The following is an 18549-nucleotide window of genomic DNA, read 5'->3' as shown; positions in this document are numbered from 1 at the left end:
AACCTGCTATTCCTAAACCTAAATATAATGCTTTCAGACAGACGATCATTTCTGGAAAAAATGTCTCAGATCGGGGCGCTTAGTTTAGTGCCGGGCACTTCGGCTCTGGCGGCAAATCCAGAAGAAAAAAATCATTTTATCGCCGGTCCTTATCTTCAGAATATGGAATCTGACGAGGTCACGATCATGTGGATTACCAGTAAGAATTGTTTCAGTTGGGTGGAATATGGAGAAGGGAATTATGCAATCAACAAAGCCTTTGCTTACAACAATGGCTTAATTGAAGCGAACAACCGCATCCACAAAATCACACTTCCTAATCTGAAACCGGGATTGAACCATAAATACAAAATTGTTTCCACAGAAATAATTGGTTTTAAAGGTTCAAAAGTTGAATTTGGAGAAACAATTTCCAGCGCAATGCTGAGTTTTAAAACACCGGCTGCAAATGAAGAGGAGGTGAAATTCGTTGTATTTAACGATATTCACGACCGGCCGCAGATTATTCCGCAGCTGCTTTATCGTCATGGTTATACAGGAAATATTCGCGACTATGATTTTGTGGTTTTTAACGGCGACTGTTTTGACTGGGTAACCGAGGAGCAGCAATTGATCGATCACCTGATCAAACCGACCACCGATATTTTCTCGAACGAGTTTCCTTTTATTCTTACGCAGGGGAACCATGAATGTCGTGGAGGTTTTTCGCGCCATATCCCGGAGTATTTTGCCTATCCAGAAAACAAATTTTACTATGCTTTCACCCGGGGCCCGGTCAGATTTGTAATATTGGATTCGGGAGAAGACAAAACGGACGATAGTGTGGAGTATGGTGGACTTGCAGCTTTTGACCGCTACCGGGAAAATCAGGCTAAATGGCTTGAAAAAGAGGTGGCAAGTGAAGAATTTAAAAAGGCTGATTTCCGGATAGTACTTATCCATATTTCGCCATACCATTCCGGCGACTGGCATGGAACGCTGCATTGTCAGAAAGTTTTTGGTCCGATCCTGAATAAAGCGAAAATTGACATTCAAATTTCGGGGCACACACACCGTTATATGACTCACGATGCTGATGCGACGCATAATTATCCAATCGTGATTGGTGGCGGGCCTATCGAAGGAAACCGGACGTTAATTAAGGTTCGTGTAACAAAAAAAGAGCTGAATCTTAAAATGATACGTGACGATGGCGAAGTCGTAGGTAAATTTCAAATAGCGAAAAAAGCAAAAAATTAAGGAAGGAGATAAATCGGAGATCATGAAATTAATTATTCAAGTTGTATTTTTTTGTTGCAGTCTGGCTGCTTTTGCGAAACAAAGTGAATCGGAGGCATCTTTTAGTAGAAAAGCTAAAACCCTTAAAGTGATGACCTATAACATCCATCATTGTAATCCTCCTTCTGCGGGAGACAAAATTGATGTGGCTGCAATCGCCAAAGTGATCAATAACGAAAAACCTGATCTGGTGGCGCTACAGGAAGTGGATGTCAACACCGAACGCTCGGGGAAAGGATTGGACCAGGCGAAGGAGCTGGCAAGACTTACCGGAATGAACTACTTTTTTTCCAAAGCGATTGATCACCAGGGTGGAGATTATGGCGTGGCCGTGCTTTCTAGATTTTCAATTTTGGATTCAGTAAGATTTATTTTACCAATTGATCCGGTGGTTAAAGGGGAAACGAGAACAATTGCTGCAATTACCGTGGAAATTTCAAAAGGGAAAAAGATTGTTTTTGCCAGCACGCATCTGGATTTGAAAGAGCAGAACCGCCTGACGCAGGCAGAACTTATTGTTAAACATTTTGAAAAATCGAATCTGCCGATGATTCTCGGAGGTGATTTCAACGCACTGCCAGACAGCAAAGTAATTCAGTATCTCGACAAAAGTTTTACCCGAAGTTGTCAGGAATGTGCATTTACAATCCCTGTGGATGTGCCAGACCGAACCATTGATTTTGTTATGTATAAATCCGATGGGAGCTTTGAAAGTTTGTCAACACGGGTTATCGATGAAAAATATGCCTCTGATCACCTTCCGGTCGTAACGGAATTGAAAGTGAAATAAGAATTGATAAAGTAGAAAAACGGCTGCCGGAATCTCTGGCCGCCGTTTTCTAATATCCTGGCCTGGTAAATCTAAAACATCGGTCTTTCAAAAACCTGCTCTGCCGGTCGCGTTTCGATCCACCAGACTTTGTCAGCTTGTTTGTCATAATATTTTGCAAGATCCCCCTTAAACAAAGCCACTGTCCGGATATCTTGTTTATCGGGTTTCATATTGCTCCCCATACCATTTGCCTGGCGAAAACCGTCCAGAAAGTAAGCTTCATTTTCAAGCTTCGACAAGTCGAAATCATTGATACTTTTCCATTCAATATTATTGCTACTTAATAACGTTTTCGCTGGTGGAGCCATGCTGTACGGATATGTGAAATAGTAATGCCGGATTTTCTCGGCAGAAAACGGTGAATGATATTTGCTTTCGCCTTCGGTGCGAATATTTTTTACCTGAACAGGAATTTTGCTGAACACCTCATTGATATTTTCAAAACCAACTTTTTTGCCGTCCAAATAAAATTCCATTTGCGAAACATACCCGATCATCTCCTTTTTCTGGTCAAAATAAGCGTCTCCGAATTCTGTAATTATTTTTTCGGGTATCAGATAAGGATAATGGTTCCTGAAACCTGCGATGAGATTGTAATCGTGTCTGATATCGGAAAGCTGGGCAGAAATCTCACTGAATACCTCAGATCCGTTGGCCCCTTCCGTGAGGTTCGACATCTTCAAATTATAAGATTTTACTGTGATATTTGTTCCACGTTTTCCGGTGAAGGTTACTGCATAAAAGTAGTTCAGAAAATCCTGTTCAAATGAAACATTGGTTGAGCTCTGATACAATTCCTTGAATATTTCATCTCCGGACGACAGTCGATACATGGTAAAGTCTTGATTTTCAGGATTCAGCGTGTCCTCGTAAAAATAAAATCCTGCGTTGTCAGTTTTCAGCGTCGTTATATATTTTTCACTTAAACCTTTTCTGCCCGGAATTTTTGTGTAAAGATCAATCGGGTAGTTTGCAATTGCTTCTCCGGTTTCTCCATCCAGCATAAGTCCGGCAATCCTCTTATTTTTACCTTTTGTATTATATGTAAATACTGATTCTTTTATTCCGGTAAGTTGTTTGACGGCTTCCAACGAGGCAATTTCCTTTCTGAAAGTAAAAAGCACAAACAGGAGCACCGGTATCACAAAAAGAAATCTTATCAAATGGATTTTTGCCGTTTTCGCTTTATTCATCATCATAATTCGCTGTTTAAGAGAGGAGAAATTGAACTGATTTGCGATCCTGAATTCAGGAACTCCGGACACTTTCAACAGCAAATACTGATATTGCTTCGGGTCAACGCCGTTTTTTAGCACAGTACGGTCTGCAATATATTCCAGATTTTGCCTGACAGAATAGCGGATCAGCCAGGCAAAGGGATTGTACCAATTCAGAGCACAGAGAATCTCAAACCAGATATTGTCTATGCTATGTCTTTCCTTAACATGAATATATTCGTGAAGAATAATTTTTCTCAGATCTTCCTCGCTGTGCAGATCCGGATTGATAAAAACGGAATTACCGAAAGAAAATGGCAGCGCGTCGTTTTTGATTTTGTAAATGTTAACACCTTCCTCGGTGGATAATAATTCAGCCTTGTTTTTGATTTTCAAATAGGCTGCGAAATGTAAAATCAATCGGATAAGCATTACGAGTACGCCGGCAAGCACGGTCATCAAGACTAAATTGGTAAGCGAAAACCTGCTATCCGCGTTGCCCATTTTAACGGGCAGTATATTTTGTAACCCCGAAGCATTTACCACCGGAATCGAAGAAACCAGTTGAGGCGGCATAAAGTCCCGTTTTTGAATCGTTGTGGTGATATCAATACAAGGCAGAAAAAACGATAACATCGAATAGATCAGCAAATACCATCGATTCCAGTTATAAAAGGTGTAAGGGCGGAGTATAAAATAATAGAACAGTGCGACCGCCGAAAGGCTGACAGATAATTTGAGCAGGTAATCAATCCAGGGAGACATCGCTTTTTCAGATTATTGGTTGTCGTTTTTATTTTCGATCAAGTCAATTATTTCCTTCAATTCGCTGGCCGAAATCTTATTTTTTGATACAAAGAAACTAACTAGTTCCTTGTAAGAATTTTCAAAATAATCCTTCACGACATTTCCCATAAATTTCTGTTTGTAAGCTTCTTCAGAGATAGCGGGAGAGTAGATATAGAAACTTCCTATCAGGCGGCTATTCACAAAACCTTTCTTTTCCAGATTCTTAATCGTTGATGCCAATGTGGTGTAGGGCGGTGTGTCACCTTCGAAAGCGGCCATGAAAGATTTAACATTACCTTCACCGGTTTTCCATATTGCCAGCATCGCTTCCTCCTCTTGCTGCGTTAGTTTCTCCATTGTTACGAATTTTTCGTAAGTCTACGAAAAATTCGTAACTAATAATCTATTCTGCTGAAAATTTTTATTTTAGTAATGCGCCGGCCGTTAGTTCTTTCGAATTACATCGATTTGGGCACTGAAATCATGCTGCACCAAAAATGACAAAGTTTTTTAAAATAGGACATAGATTCATTAATATCCTGCGATTTGGTCAAATAAGCGTTGGCATTATGTTCGTAACATGCTTTAATATCTTCTGTCTGATCAGAAGTACTAAAAATAATAATTGGTATAGCGGGTAGACTATGAAACAGAAAAAAATACCGGATAGAATCAAGGAGCCCAAGGCCTTCCTGTCGTGTGGGCAGATATATATCAAAAATTATCAGCTCTGGCGGTTTTGGCAAATTGAACCATTCTTCCGTTAAGAAGTTCAAGGTATCCAGTCTGTTACATGTTCTGATTATATTCAGATCATGCAAATAACTTTTAAAGCCATGATTCATTGTTTTCCATTTTTCATCATCGCACTCGACAACCAAGATACTTTTATCTTTAAAATTGTCGGGGATCAAAACGTCATCGTGCCCAGAAAAACTATTTAAAAAGCAGACATTAATCGCTTCGGCAATTTTTTTATATTCGGCATGAGACAAAGGTTTTGTAATAAAAGCACTTACTCCCTCTTCATAAGCCCCGCGGATCACCTGCTCGTCATTAGATGTTGAGACCATGACGACGGGAATGTTATGTGTTTTGGGGTTAGCCTTCAAGTTGGAGACGGCTTCGATGCCACCCATGCGCTGCATGTTAAGGTCAATTAAAATCAGCGAAGGATTCAGTTTCTCTTCCTGTTTTTCCACCATATCCAGTAATGTCTTTCCATCTCTGATTTCAATAATACTGACGCCGGGAATTACACTTTCAAGTGCCTGTCTTAACAGAAGAAGATCGTCTTCATCGTCATCCACAAGATATATTGTTTTCTTAGTTCCCATACTAGTGTCAGGTTAGGTAATGTGTCGAGGATAATTTGCATAGCCGAATCCGGAAATTCATACCTCTATAATACACATTGTAGTTCGCATACTAAGAGTTGCAACCTGCATTTTTCAGAAAACTTATTAAAGTGATTAGCTATCAAAAGATGAAATTTTTTGATAACTATCAGACACCGAAACGCCGATCTGCATCAGCTTATTTTAGAGGAAGATGGGAGGTTGTTATTAGACTAATGGTCTAATTTAGAAGGTATTATATTATTTAACTAAACTTGTCTTGAATTTAATTTTAATTTGGTTTGTCAGGCAAATTTTATTCTCGGCAAGGCCCTGCCGTGGACTGTAAGCGTTGATTGCGGTTAAAAAATATGTTTATCATGGAAACAATTAATTGAGACTTTTATGTTTTCCTTTCAAAAAAAAGACACCGGTTATCAGGAATAACCCGGCGAAAAACCAAAAGCTTAAAACAAGATTGTACCAGACAATGGCAACCAAGCAAACTATTGATAAGACTAAGGCAATTACCGGAAAATAAGGATATGCCGGAACGATGAAGGGGCGTTCGAGAAGTGGTTCTTTTTTACGTAAAACAAAAAGCGCAGCCATGCTGATAATGTACATTACAACCGCTCCAAGCGCTGCCAGAATAATCACCTGATCCGTTGTTCCAAGGCTTAAAGCGACGCAACCAATAAATCCGCCGGTAAGCAATGCCCAGTGTGGTGTCTGAAAGCGGGAATTTACCTGCCCGAGAAATGAAGGAAGATAACCGCTTCTTGCCAGGGCGAAAATCTGGCGTGAATATCCGATGATCGTACCGTGAAAAGAGGCGATAAGGCCGAAAAGACCAAGGCTCGCAAAAAGTTGTGTCCAGCTGTTATCTCGTCCTAAAACGATACCCAATGCAGCAGGAAGCGGATAATCGATGGTGCTCAATACTTTCCAGTGCGCAATTCCTCCCGTAAAAATCATTACTGCCAGCGCAAGAATAACCAGCGTCAGAATTCCGAGAATATACCCTCTGGAAATAGTACGTTTTGGATCCTCCACTTCTTCCGCAACCATTGCAACTCCCTCAATAGCCAGATAAAACCAAATCGCAAAAGGCAGCGCAGCAAATACTCCCGACCATCCGAACGGCATCGGGTCGGTGACGAAAGTATCATAAGAAAAACTCGGCGCAATAATCCCGACGTAAAGCAATAATTCCCCGACTGCAAGCAACGTGACAACCAGTGAAAATGTTGCAGACTCCTTAATTCCCAGCATGTTAATGCCGATAAAAATAACGTAACACGCAAATGCGGTTTGCAAAACCGTAACAGACGGGTAAAGAAAATGAGTATAACTTCCTAGGGCAAAGGCGATGGCAGGAGGCGCTATGAGAAACTCAACGAGAGTTGCATAACCTGCTATCAACCCGCCCCACCAACCAAATGCGCGGTGTGCATAGGCGAACGGACCTCCTGCCTGCGGAATGGATGTGGTTAATTCTGTAAAACTGAAAATAAAGGTGACATACATAACCGTCACGAGAAGCGTGGCAATCAAAAAACCTATGGTACCGGATACTCCCCAGCCATAGTTCCAACCAAAATATTCACCGGAAATCACCAGTCCAACTGCAATTGCCCAAAGGTGAACGGGCTTCAAAACTTTTTTAAGGGCAACAACCTGGTCTGTCGACATGCAAGAATGAGTTAGGTAGAATTTTGAATAGTACGGGCAAAATCTTTAATCAGTCTATTTGCGGCAGGATTTTATTTATCAGCGTGGTGCGGTTCGCAGATAATCTCCCATTTGAATTACTTTTCCGGTGTCCAGATAATCGACCTGAAGGGCCATCATCGTTTTCCAGGTATTGATATTGTCAGGAGCGTCCCTGAAACGGATTTTTTTCCCAAGTTCATGCGCTTTCTGAATAACTTTCGAAATTGATTTTTTGTCATTTTTAGGCAAAGGACCTTCACCGTTCCAGCCGGTATACTTTTGTAAAGACTGTCCGATAAGTGCTACACGTTCCAGTTGTTCAGGCGTATAATTAATATCCGGGCTTCCTTCAAATTTGATATAATCGGGATATTTGTCGAATAGTTCAGGCGCAGGGATTTGACCTGTGATCACGATTTTCACAGTACAATCCGGCTCTGTCAGATTCTTGAATTTTTCAAGTTCCTTGACCAACAAAGGCATGGTTTCGGAAGCCGGTGTGATCAGATCAAAAACCAATTGCAGATATACGTCATTCTGGACGTAAATCATACCGTTGTTTTTTTCAAGCTGTTGCGAAATGGGCTGAAGATATAATTTTGCCAGTGTTCGGTCTGCGTTTGCATCTACTTCGTGATTAACGGCATACAGTGTTCCGTTTTTTAAAAAAACATCTGTTTCAATAGAGCCGAACTGCTGATCGTAAGCTTCTATAAAAGGCCTTAACTGCCTGCTGTCGTTATGTGAATGTGCCTGCGCTGTGGAATATGAGTCAACAGTTTGCGCCAGCGTGCTATGAATAAAAATGGAAAATACGATGGGCGATATCAGAGCACATTTCATAACGGTTACATCATCAGGGCTAGAAAGTAGTGAGCGTAAATATAAAGGTAAATTGTGATTAAGAGAACAGGAAAATGCCCCAAATTAAAGCATTAATGAAGAATTGGAATGAAATAGGCGTATTTTGATTGAAGGAAATGTAAAAACAAGGAATTATCCCTGGAAATAGGATGATTAAATCAACAAATTTTGGGTATATAACATGATGATATGGGAATATCCTTATTTTCGCTCTCACGAACTAAAAAACTCGCCATAATCTCAATACCGAATGAAAAGAAACGCTTCACTATTTCGTAAAAAAACAGTTGATCAGATCCTGATAGATGCACATGCGAATGAAAGTGGTGGTTTAGCCAAAATATTGGGCGTGCGCGACTTGGTTTCATTGGGAATTGCCGCAATTGTCGGAGCCGGAATTTTCAGTACAATTGGTTTGGCAAGTTTTAATGGCGGCCCCGCGGTATCACTTTTGTTTGTTTTTACGGCTATTGCCTGCGTTTTTACGGCACTTTCTTATGCGCAGTTTGCCAGCACTGTCCCGGTTTCCGGCAGTGCTTATACTTATGCCTACGTAGCTTTCGGTGAATTATTTGCCTGGATTATTGGCTGGGCATTAATTCTCGAATATGCAGTCTCCAATATGGTAGTCGCCATTTCCTGGTCGAAATATTTCGTTAGTATGCTGGAAGGTTTTGGCATTGTTATTCCCGGATATCTGACTATCGATCCCGGCTCAGCTGCTGATGCGTTCGCAAAACTTCAGACCAGTGGTATCGCCTCTTTAAGTGCTGCGGAAAAACTGGCGGCGCATGCCTACGAAATTGCTCCTGTTATAGGCGGTTTTCATTTGATTCTGGATCTTCCGGCCGGGCTGATCACTGCCCTGGTAACAAGTCTGGTATATATCGGGATCCGGGAATCGAGAACAGCGAGTAATATAATGGTGATCCTGAAAATTAGCGTCGTTTTACTCGTAATTTTTGCCGGTGCATTTTACGTTAAACCGGAAAACTGGACACCGTTTGCTCCCAATGGCGTAAAAGGTGTTTTGAGCGGTGTGGCAGCAGTTTTCTTTGCCTTTATCGGCTTCGACTCGATTTCAACGACGGCAGAAGAATGCAAAGATCCGCAGCGCGATATGCCGAAAGCGATGATCTATTGCCTGATGATCTGTACTGTTTTATACGTTTTAATTACATTGGTTTTGACCGGAATGGTCAATTACAAGGAATTGAACGTCAGTGATCCGTTAGCGTTTGTTTTTCAAAATATTGGCCTGGATTTCATGGCCGGGCTTATTTCGGTAAGTTCTGTTATCGCGATCACAAGTGCACTGCTGGTATATCAGCTTGGCCAGCCGAGAATCTGGATGACGATGAGCCGGGATGGTTTATTGTGGAAAAAGTTTTCAAAAATTCACCCGAAATATCATACGCCTTCCTTTGCAACCATTGTTACGGGTCTGGTTGTCGGGATTCCTGCTTTGTTTTTTAAAATGGATTTCTTCGTCGATCTGACCAGTGTCGGCACCTTTTTTGCCTTTATTCTGGTATGCGGCGGGGTATTATACCTTGATCATTCAGGAATATCAGAAAGATCCAAGTTCAAGGTGCCTTACGTAAACGGTAAATTTTTAGTTGGGTTCGGACTTTTGGTTGCCATTTCAGGCCTCGCTTTTTACGGACAAGGTATCATTGACGAATGGAAAGCATTGACAATTGCCGGAATTTTCGAACATAAACTTCTGACAGTCATATTCTGGATTTCCTGGGTTGTATTGTCTGTCATGAGCTTTAAGTACAATTTCTCGATTCTGCCGGTGGCGGGTATTCTTACAAATTTATACCTGATGACCGAACTTGGTGCTTCCAATTGGTTCATATTTGTTATCTGGCTGGCGATCGGGCTTGTGATTTATTTTAGTTATGGATACAGAAAAAGCAAGCTTGCCGGACATGAGGATTGATTAGATCAGGAATAAAACTGAAAATATAATACAAGGCGTTTTCAGTGTTTAAACATTGGCAGCGCCTTTTATTTTACAATTGATCTATTTGAATAGAAACCCTGTAATCTTCAATTTTCGGAGGATTTCCAACGTTGGGATTCGGCTTTACGTCCAGAAGTTTTATATGATATCTCGCACCTCCCAGATTTATCTCAGACTCAGATGGGATCGCTTTTATGCTGTCTTTTAAGGTTAGACAACCAAAACAAAGTTTTAAATCTTCCTTCTTTTTTGAATTTCTTAAATCAATTTCCAGATTGACATTAACCAGGCCACCCCAGATACAATTGACATCTTCCGGGCACCGCCCATCTTCTACTTTCGATAAGGTTAGAAATGTCTGCGACTTCTTATCCAAAAGATTCGGCTGTTGATAAAAAAGAATTTCATTTCCTTCTTTCAATAATATTCTATCCGTTTTACAGGAAGTGATTAGGGAAATAAGGAAAAAGAACAGCACTGATTTGGACATGATTTTCGGTTAATTTTTTTTGATTTCCAGCGATATGTTGTATTCAGCTTTGACTGACTGCATATCTTTCTTCGGAAAAGGACTTACTGATTTTAAAATAAATTGATATTTGTTTCCCGCAAATTCTTCATTAATAGTGTCAGCCACGAAGTTAGAACAGTCGCCAAGACACATTTTGACATGTTTTGTTATTCTTCCTTCCGTTGTGACTCCGTCCAGCGTCAAGTCCACACGCGCGTTTCCTGCAACAAAACATTGAATGCCCTCCGGACAGCGATTGTCGGTCACGTCGAAAAAAGTAAGCGTTGCCCTTGGAATGTCGTTGATTGCGACGGACTCTTTGTAACGAAGAATCCCATCTTCTTTTTTGTCAACAGAAGACTTTTGGCAGGACAGCAACATTGCACCAGCAAAAAGTAGAAAGTAGATTCTCTTCATGGTATTCCGGGTTTTGATATAAGACTCTTAAATGATAATGATGGTTGTAAACTCTGTCCTGATTCTCGTTTCATCCTCAAACAAAGCTCATTAAAACGCTATTTTTTATCTGAATATTATAAAATAAAAAATAGAAACCCTTGTTATTGAAAAAGTTATTTTCTCAGCTTTCAGAATCCGGGTGTAAAGAGTGACATCGTTTCGTTAAACCTTTAGGTGATCGTTCAGTCCAACAGAAAAAAGTATGCTGCTATGAAAGATGCATTGATAAACAGAGACTTACTTCATCTATATCGACGGGCGCGTTTCGGGGGTATACCTGAAAAAGAAATCTCCGTCAGAAGAGCGATAGCGGGGCTTTTTAGAGAAAGTGATTCTTACATGCCAATACAATTGGCACGCGCGCAGCCGGATATATCAATCATGGGAGATAGTGCGATGCCGGCTAATATTGAAGAGGTGAAAAAAGATCGTATGAAGAGAAACCGCGAAGAAATTCGTGAGTTGAATGCTGCCTGGATGGCTAAAATGGCAGCCGGGGAAAATGCATTTCGTGAGCGAATGGCTCTTTTTTGGCACGGACATTTTGCTTGTCGTGTCCAGAATTCAGCCTTTGTCGAAAGTTATCTGAATACGATCAGGAAAAATGCTTTGGGAAGTTTTGGAGATTTGTTGATGGCAGTTTCCAAAGAACCAGCGATGCTTCAATTTCTTAATAATCAGCAAAACAGGAAAAATAAACCGAATGAGAATTTCGCAAGGGAGGTCATGGAATTGTTCACGCTGGGACGAGGACATTATTCCGAAAGCGATATTAAAGAAGGTGCCAGGGCTTTTACCGGGTGGGGATTTGATAGTAAGGGAAATTTCCAATTCAGAGAAAAACTGCATGATGATAAGGAAAAGAGCTTTTTGGGCAAAAAAGGTAATTTTCGAGGGGAGGATGTCATAAAGATTTTGCTTGAACAAAGGCAAACAGCCAGATTTATCACCGCTAAACTTCATAAGGAATTCGTCAGTGAAAATTTGGATGAAAAGCGTATCAGTTCACTGGCCGATGATTTTTACAAATCGGGTTATGATGTCAGTAAGCTCATGCACACGATTTTCAGTGCTGGCTGGTTTTACGAGAACACTTCGGGAAATATGCTGATCAAGTCACCGGTTGAGTTGGTTATTGGTATACAACGGACTTTGGGTGGAGCGGAATTTATTGACAAAGAACCCTTTTTGTATATTCAAAAAGTGCTGGGACAGGTATTGTTTTATCCTCCCAATGTTGCTGGTTGGCCAGGTGGGCGAAACTGGGTCGATAGCTCCGGTTTACTATTCAGAATGCAATTGCCAGATCTGATGGCCGGTGTTGCAGTGCATAAGATCAAAGCCAAGGATAGTGGCGATGTAAACGATCAGAATGTAAAACGGAAAGGTGAAAATGCGCGGATCAATGTGGATTGGGCAAAATGGGCGAATCGGTTTGATAAAATTCAGGATGAGAAGTTACCCGTTATTTTATCTCAGCTGCTCCTCGCTGTCCAACCAAAACCTTCTGTTATGGCCTTAATCATTGATAAAAACAAAGATATTTCTGACCGGACCAATCATATAAAACGACTGACGCTGGCCATCATGGGCTTACCAGAATATCAGATCAGTTGATTTTCATACCAAAAAATTGCCAACAATGAAAAGACGTGATTTTCTTAAAACATCGGTTTTCGCATCGGCCGGGACCATGTTGGTGCCGCATTTTTTAAAGGCACATCAATCGGGAATTGCAAAGGAAGCAAATGGGAAAGTACTCGTAGTCATCCAGTTGTCAGGCGGAAATGATGGCCTGAATACCGTAGTTCCTTATCGAAATGATATTTATTACCGGGAACGTCCGGCATTAGCGATCAAGAAAGAAAAGATTTTGACACTGAACGATGAAATTGGATTAAATCCTGCGCTGGAATCTTTACGCCGGTTATATGATGATGGAAGAGTCAGTATTTTAAATAATGTAGGATACCCAAATCCCGACCGTTCGCATTTTCGGTCGATGGATATCTGGCAAACTGCCAGCAGTGCGGATGAATATTTAACGACCGGATGGCTCGGACGTTATCTTGATTCGAGTTGCGCAGGCTGCGAGATCAAACCGCATCATATGCTGGAAATTGATGATACGCTAAGTCTCGCTATGAAAGGAAAAAGGGCTAACGGACTGTTGATGCTGGACCCTCAAAAACTTTACAGACAAACTCGAAACGGTATGGCCTGGAACCTCGCCAAAACTTTCGCGCATGATGAAGAAGAGCATGACCCTGTCAGTTATCTATATAAAACGCTGGCGGATACCGAGTCGAGCGCCGATTATTTATTTGAAAAAGGTAACGTAAAAGGTCGGCAGATTGAATATCCAAATTCCGAGCTCGGTAAAGGTCTGAAAACCATAGCCGAGCTGATCATTTCCGGCGTTGATACACAAGTGTATTACGTGTCACTTTCAGGGTTTGATACGCATGTGGGACAAAGAAATCAGCAGGACAGGTTGTTAAAACAATATGCCGAGGCCGTAAGTGTTTTCGTTGAAGATTTAAAAAAACATGGGCAGCTTGACAGAACTATGGTGATGACTTTCAGTGAGTTTGGAAGGCGTGTGAAACAAAACGGCAGTAACGGAACCGATCATGGAACTGCGAACAATGTTTTTTTAATCGGAGGAGCGCAAAGAAATTCGGTGATCTACAACGAGGCACCCAATCTTATGGACCTTGATGGCGGTGATATTAAATATTCACTCGATTTTCGAGACTTATACTCCTCGCTGTTAAAAGACTGGCTGGGAGCAGATGATAAAGTTATTTTGGGAAAATCGTTCGCAGGTTTGAAAGATCTGGTGCAGATAAGTTAAGGCGGCTGAATTAAAATGTCTGCCAGTTATTATAAAAACAAAAACCTATCAAAAATTTTTTTGTCCCTCTTTAATTCTCCGCGGGTCTCTGTGTTACCTGAATCTTAAATAACCAAAGAGAAAACGGTCCCTTTACCAACATCGGAACGAACATTCAGCTGTCCGCCATGTTGCTGGAGAATTTGACGGGAAAGGCTTAATCCGATTCCGGAACCTGTTTTTTTGGTTGTATAGAAAGGAATGAAAATATTATCAAGTGCTTCCGGCTCGATACCGTCTCCGTTGTCTTCAACCTCGATAATCGTAAGGCTGTCAGTAACGTAAGCATTAATAGAAATCATTCGATTGGTCTGAACGGAAAAAGATTCCGAAGCATTTTTGATCAGATTGATAAGTACCTGCTGAATCTGGCTGCTGTCTGCTTTGACCGATAAAGTTTCGGGCTTGACGTTTACCTGCCACAAAACTCCAACAGCCGTCAGGTCGGTTTGCATGAGCTGGATTACTTCATGCAGCAATTCCTTCACGTTCAGGCTGGCGAAATTTGGTTTGGGCAAGGTTGTGAAGTCGCGGTATGCGTTAACAAACTGCATCATGCCCTTGCTTCGTTTTTCCAACGTTTGCAGTGCTTCCTTCAGGTCCCCGACAGCCTCCTGGTTGGTGGTACTTTTTTCAATATCCTCATTGACAATCAGCCGCATCGTTCCTACAAGCGACACGATCGGCGTCATCGAATTCATGATCTCATGACGCAAAACCCGCGTAAGATTTTGCCAGGATTCCACTTCCTGCTGTTGTAGTTCGGTCTGGATATTCTGTAAAACCACAATTCGCACCCATTTTCCATGCATTTGAATTGCGGCACCTTGCAAGGCAAGCGGCTGGTCTGAAGGTGTGCGATATAATTCGCGGACCCCTGAATTGAGATCAGCCAGCAATTCGTATAATCGCGGATGTTTATCTTCCAGTTCACTCAAATTATGAAGCCGGTAAATCCCCAACATTCTCAGAGCCGCGCTATTTACAATATTTACCTGCCCCGAACCATCGAATGTGATCAGTCCGGTCCCTATGTGCTGAACGATCGTATTCAGATATTGCAGACTGGCCTCTTTTTCCGCCCGGGCTTGTCTGAAAGCCTGTAGAACCTCGTTGAATTGCTGGTTAAGTTCACGAAAAGTTGGTCCCATTGTATTGTCCGCACGAAAGTTGATCGTAAAATCAGAATACCGTACGGATTCCAGAAAATAAATCAGCTTCCGGTTGACCTTGGTGACGTAATTATATAAAGATGCAGCCTGTACAAATACAATTATTGAGCCAAGAATACAAATCAGACCAACATTTGTATGATAGTTTGCAAGCCAGAACAGACCAATTATTGTCAGGATAATAACAGTTATCCTGACGGCGATCATGATGCTGAAATGGCGTAAACCGGTCATTTTTTGGAAGGTTTGGAAAAGGTTGATTGGGAGGAAATCATTTAGAAGATTTCCTCAAAAGCTAATATCGTATTTATTCTTAAACGCCAACAGCCAGAATATCAAATTCTTCGAGCGATCTGAGTTTATAATGTGCCAGATCAAATTTCGGATCATCATAAACTTCCGGATTCGGAACGCATATCGTGATCATTTTAGCAGCATGCGCGGCACGTAGTCCGGTGAAAGAATCTTCAAAAGCAATGCATTCGTGTACAGGGATTCCAAGCTTGGCAGCAGTTGAAATATAAACAGCCGGATGAGGTTTCGTGTGCTCTTCAAGTTCGCCGGAATGCCAGGTTTGGAAATAATCGATAATTTCAAGTCTTTTTAATACGGCTTCAATCAGCTCCATATGGGAAGCGGAAGCAACTGCAAGTTTAATATTTTCCGCATAAAGATTTTTTACCAGAGCAATCGCTCCGGGCATCGGTTTGGCGTGAGCGATGATATTTCTCGTGGCGATTGTTAATATATCATGTTCAAGTTCGTCACGCTCCGGCGTATTCCAGGGCTGGATTCGGTAACAGAACTCTAGAAACAATTTTATTGATAGGCCTGTGGTTTGGAGTTTTAGATCATGGGTCAGTTTGAAGTTTACTTTTTGCATCACTTCGGTGGCTGCTTCGGTCCAGATCGGTTCTGAATCAATAAGCAATCCATCCATGTCAAATATTGCCGCTTTAATCATTTTTGGAAAAAAGAAATTTTAAAATGTGAGTCAGTAAGAGCGAAGAAAGCAGTTAATAAAATACTTTCTGTTTTTAATAATCATCAAAACTACTACATTCGCAGTTAAGAATGGCTTTAGGGGTGTCCCAATTTGGACTGAGAAATACCCTTTGAACCTGAAACAGTTAATACTGTCGTAGGAAAAAGCGTTGATACAGAATTCTTCTTTCTGTTATCTCTTTTCGGGAACCGCTGCCTGGCGCCAATTCGGTTTGTTTTTTTCCAAATCCCGGCTAAGATGAATTTTAAAATAGCTTCAAATCTTACAGAACTGAGAGCGAAATCGCCTCTTGTGCAAAATATCACAAATTTTGTTGTGATGAATTATACAGCCAACGCACTTCTGGCAATAGGTGCGTCACCGGTTATGGCCCATGCTGCAGAGGAAGTTGAAGACATGGTATCGATTGCCGGAGCGTTGGTTGTGAACATTGGAACACTTTCTCCACAATGGGTGGAAGGAATGAAAAAGGCGATGCTTGCTGCCAGAAAATTGAATAAGCCGATTGTACTGGATCCGGTTGGCGCAGGGGCGACGCCTTATAGAAATTCTGTATTATCAGAACTGCTAACTTCGGCACCGCCAACGCTGATCCGTGGGAATGGCTCAGAAATTCTTGCTTTGGCGGGTGCGAATGTCCAGACGAAAGGGGTCGATAGTACGACAAATTCAACAGACAGTTTACAGGCTGCAAAATTATTAAGCGAGCAATTTGGATGTGTGGTCAGTGTATCCGGCGCGACGGACGTTATCGTCAGCGGTGATAAAGTAGCTTATGTTCAAAATGGCGTTTCTTTGATGACAAGGGTGACGGGAATGGGGTGTTCGGCTTCTGCAATTGCCGGTGCCTTCTGTGCCATTCAGCCGGATGTTTTTCAGGCAGCCGTCTCCGCCGCAGTGACAATGGGAGTTTGTGGCGAAAAAGCATTTGAAAAAGCGCAGTCGCCCGGATCTTTTCAGATTGCATTTTTAGATGCGCTGGCTGAAATTACGGCGGAGGAATTGGAGCTTTTGGCGGTTGTTAAGTGATTGAATTAAAAAAATAAAAATGCAACTATACCTCGTTACGGATGAGTCTGCCTGCCTTGGAAGAGATATGTTCTGGGTTGTTGAAGAGGCTGTAAAAGGCGGCGTCACCATGGTTCAGCTTCGTGAAAAATTTTTAGAGACCAGAGCATTTATTGAAAGAGCCAAACGTATGAAAGATTTACTGGCTCCGTATAATGTCCCGCTGATCATTAATGACCGTGTAGATGTAGTGCTTGCCTGCGATGCCGAAGGTGTCCATGTTGGGCAAAGCGATATACCATATTCTATGCTTAAAGACTTACTGCCTGATGAAAAAATTATCGGTCTTTCAGCAGAAAACAGAAAACATATTTTGGAGGCAGAGACGATGGATTTGACTTATCTCGCTGTCAGTCCTTTGTTTGCAACTCATTCAAAAACAGATCATTCGGAACCCTGGGGGATGGAAGGTTTGAAGTGGGTGAGAGAGCATAGTAAACATCCGCTCGTCGTCATCGGAGGCCTTAATGCAGAAAACACGAAAGACGCAGTGAAAAACGGCGCAGATGGAATTGCAGTAATTTCTGCCATTTGCAGTGCAGAATCACCATATGAGGCGGCGAAATATTTAAAGGCTTTAATTATAAATCAATGAACAGATATCCAACCGTATTGACCATCGCCGGATCTGACAGTGGTGGCGGGGCAGGGATTCAGGCGGATTTAAAAACGATCGCCGCTCTGGGTGCCTTCGGTACGTCGGCGATTACCGCGCTTACTGCTCAGAATACGCAGGGAGTTCGAGGCATTCACGCCGTTCCTCCGTCTTTTTTGAAAAGTCAGTTAGAGGCAGTTTTTGAAGATATTAAGGTTGATGCTGTAAAAATCGGTATGATCAATACGATTGAAGCGGCATATGTCATCGCAGAAATTATTGACCGGTTTCAGCCTGGATTTGTCGTTTTTGATCCCGTTATGGTATCAACAAGTGGGGCCAAGCTAATTCAGGATGAAACTATTGAAGTGCTTTGGGAAGAATTATTTCCGCGCGCCACTTTGATCACGCCGAATCTGGACGAAGCTCAGATTTTGGTTGACCGTGAGATCACAAATGTAAATGAGATGGTTGCGGCGGCGTCCGAAATGATCAGCCGGGGCTGTCAGGGTGTTTTATTGAAGGGAGGTCATCTGGTAGCGCCAAAACTCTTTGACGTGTTTTCCGAAAAAGACAGCCAGCCTGAAATTTTTGAAAGTGATTATATCGAGAGCAGGAATGTCCATGGAACCGGATGCACGCTTTCCTCAGCAATCGCGACGTACGCTGCACTTGGAAATTCATTACCTGAGTCAATTCGATTGGCAAAAAAATATGTAGCAGAGGCGATCGGGGCTGGAAAAAATGTTCAAACGGGATCTGGCTCGGGACCTCTTAATCATTCCTTTTCTCCACAGGTTATGAAAATCATAGCATTGTGATCAAATACATTTTTTA

At 41.8% G+C, this 18549-nt stretch carries 17 protein-coding genes and 1 riboswitch; of the genes, 8 read left to right on the top strand and 9 right to left on the bottom strand.

The annotated features are described in order from the left end of the window. Positions 1-27: 27 nt before the first annotated feature. Both BMY70_RS11795 and BMY70_RS11790 read left to right on the top strand, forming a co-directional pair. Positions 28-1239: a metallophosphoesterase family protein gene (locus BMY70_RS11795; RefSeq protein ID WP_090335359.1), complete on the top strand. Its 1212-nt coding sequence runs from the start codon at positions 28-30 to the stop codon at positions 1237-1239. 22 nt (positions 1240-1261) lie between these two features. Then, a complete protein-coding gene (locus tag BMY70_RS11790) occupies positions 1262-2068 on the top strand; it encodes an endonuclease/exonuclease/phosphatase family protein (RefSeq protein ID WP_090335358.1) in 807 nt (268 codons plus the stop codon). A 71-nt stretch (positions 2069-2139) separates the two neighbouring features. On the opposite strand, the gene BMY70_RS11785 is transcribed toward BMY70_RS11790, so the two are convergent. The 5 genes from BMY70_RS11785 to BMY70_RS11765 form a co-directional block, all read right to left on the bottom strand. Then, on the bottom strand, positions 2140-4092 hold the full coding sequence (locus BMY70_RS11785; protein ID WP_090335357.1) for a M56 family metallopeptidase: 1953 nt from the start codon (positions 4090-4092) through the stop codon (positions 2140-2142). A 12-nt stretch (positions 4093-4104) separates the two neighbouring features. Continuing rightward, entirely contained in the window at positions 4105-4473 is a 369-nt protein-coding gene (locus BMY70_RS11780) for a BlaI/MecI/CopY family transcriptional regulator (protein WP_090335356.1), read from the bottom strand. 101 nt (positions 4474-4574) lie between these two features. Further along, the gene (locus tag BMY70_RS11775) at positions 4575-5453 is read right to left on the bottom strand and encodes a response regulator (protein WP_090335355.1); all 879 of its coding nucleotides are present in this window, start codon (positions 5451-5453) and stop codon (positions 4575-4577) included. Between the two features lie 390 nt (positions 5454-5843). After that, on the bottom strand, positions 5844-7148 hold the full coding sequence (gene eat / locus BMY70_RS11770; RefSeq protein ID WP_090335354.1) for an ethanolamine permease: 1305 nt from the start codon (positions 7146-7148) through the stop codon (positions 5844-5846). A 78-nt stretch (positions 7149-7226) separates the two neighbouring features. Beyond that, positions 7227-8012, bottom strand: coding sequence for a PI-PLC domain-containing protein (locus BMY70_RS11765; protein ID WP_090335353.1), 786 nt, complete (start codon positions 8010-8012; stop codon positions 7227-7229). Between the two features lie 271 nt (positions 8013-8283). On the opposite strand from BMY70_RS11765, the gene BMY70_RS11760 reads away from it, so the two are divergent. Next, positions 8284-9981: an amino acid permease gene (locus BMY70_RS11760; RefSeq protein ID WP_090335352.1), complete on the top strand. Its 1698-nt coding sequence runs from the start codon at positions 8284-8286 to the stop codon at positions 9979-9981. Positions 9982-10054: 73 nt separating this feature from the next. Here BMY70_RS11760 and BMY70_RS11755 read toward each other — a convergent pair whose 3' ends face one another. Together BMY70_RS11755 and BMY70_RS11750 are read right to left on the bottom strand one after the other, a co-directional pair. Further along, positions 10055-10495, bottom strand: coding sequence for a hypothetical protein (locus BMY70_RS11755; protein ID WP_090335351.1), 441 nt, complete (start codon positions 10493-10495; stop codon positions 10055-10057). Positions 10496-10504: 9 nt separating this feature from the next. Beyond that, the gene (locus tag BMY70_RS11750; protein ID WP_090335350.1) at positions 10505-10933 is read right to left on the bottom strand and encodes a hypothetical protein; all 429 of its coding nucleotides are present in this window, start codon (positions 10931-10933) and stop codon (positions 10505-10507) included. 252 nt (positions 10934-11185) lie between these two features. Here BMY70_RS11750 and BMY70_RS11745 point away from each other — a divergent pair, with 252 nt between their 5' ends. Beyond that, the gene (locus BMY70_RS11745) at positions 11186-12592 is read left to right on the top strand and encodes a DUF1800 domain-containing protein (RefSeq protein ID WP_090335515.1); all 1407 of its coding nucleotides are present in this window, start codon (positions 11186-11188) and stop codon (positions 12590-12592) included. Between the two features lie 25 nt (positions 12593-12617). After that, on the top strand, positions 12618-13832 hold the full coding sequence (locus tag BMY70_RS11740) for a DUF1501 domain-containing protein (protein ID WP_090335349.1): 1215 nt from the start codon (positions 12618-12620) through the stop codon (positions 13830-13832). A gap of 104 nt (positions 13833-13936) precedes the next feature. Here BMY70_RS11740 and BMY70_RS11735 read toward each other — a convergent pair whose 3' ends face one another. Both BMY70_RS11735 and hxpB read right to left on the bottom strand, forming a co-directional pair. Continuing rightward, positions 13937-15277: a sensor histidine kinase gene (locus tag BMY70_RS11735; RefSeq protein WP_177197007.1), complete on the bottom strand. Its 1341-nt coding sequence runs from the start codon at positions 15275-15277 to the stop codon at positions 13937-13939. Between the two features lie 79 nt (positions 15278-15356). Beyond that, positions 15357-16007, bottom strand: coding sequence for a hexitol phosphatase HxpB (gene hxpB, locus BMY70_RS11730; RefSeq protein ID WP_090335348.1), 651 nt, complete (start codon positions 16005-16007; stop codon positions 15357-15359). Between the two features lie 108 nt (positions 16008-16115). Further along, positions 16116-16208, top strand: a riboswitch (TPP riboswitch). A 78-nt stretch (positions 16209-16286) separates the two neighbouring features. On the opposite strand from hxpB, the gene thiM reads away from it, so the two are divergent. From thiM to thiD, 3 genes are read left to right on the top strand one after another with little or no spacing between them, the layout of a single operon-like run. Then, positions 16287-17078, top strand: coding sequence for a hydroxyethylthiazole kinase (thiM, locus tag BMY70_RS11725; protein WP_090335347.1), 792 nt, complete (start codon positions 16287-16289; stop codon positions 17076-17078). Positions 17079-17097: 19 nt separating this feature from the next. Next, positions 17098-17712, top strand: a complete 615-nt coding sequence (thiE, locus tag BMY70_RS11720) for a thiamine phosphate synthase (protein WP_177197006.1) — start codon at positions 17098-17100, stop codon at positions 17710-17712. After that, positions 17709-18533 (top strand): bifunctional hydroxymethylpyrimidine kinase/phosphomethylpyrimidine kinase, encoded by an 825-nt coding sequence (gene thiD / locus BMY70_RS11715; protein WP_090335345.1) that lies wholly within the window; start codon positions 17709-17711, stop codon positions 18531-18533. Before thiE ends, thiD begins: the two co-directional genes overlap by 4 nt. Positions 18534-18549: the final 16 nt, after the last annotated feature.

The organism is Dyadobacter koreensis (assembly GCF_900108855.1).
Classification (GTDB): Bacteria; Bacteroidota; Bacteroidia; order Cytophagales; family Spirosomataceae; genus Dyadobacter; species Dyadobacter koreensis.
The sequence above is the reverse complement of the archived record's forward strand: the minus strand, read 5'-3'. Positions and strand labels throughout refer to the sequence as shown.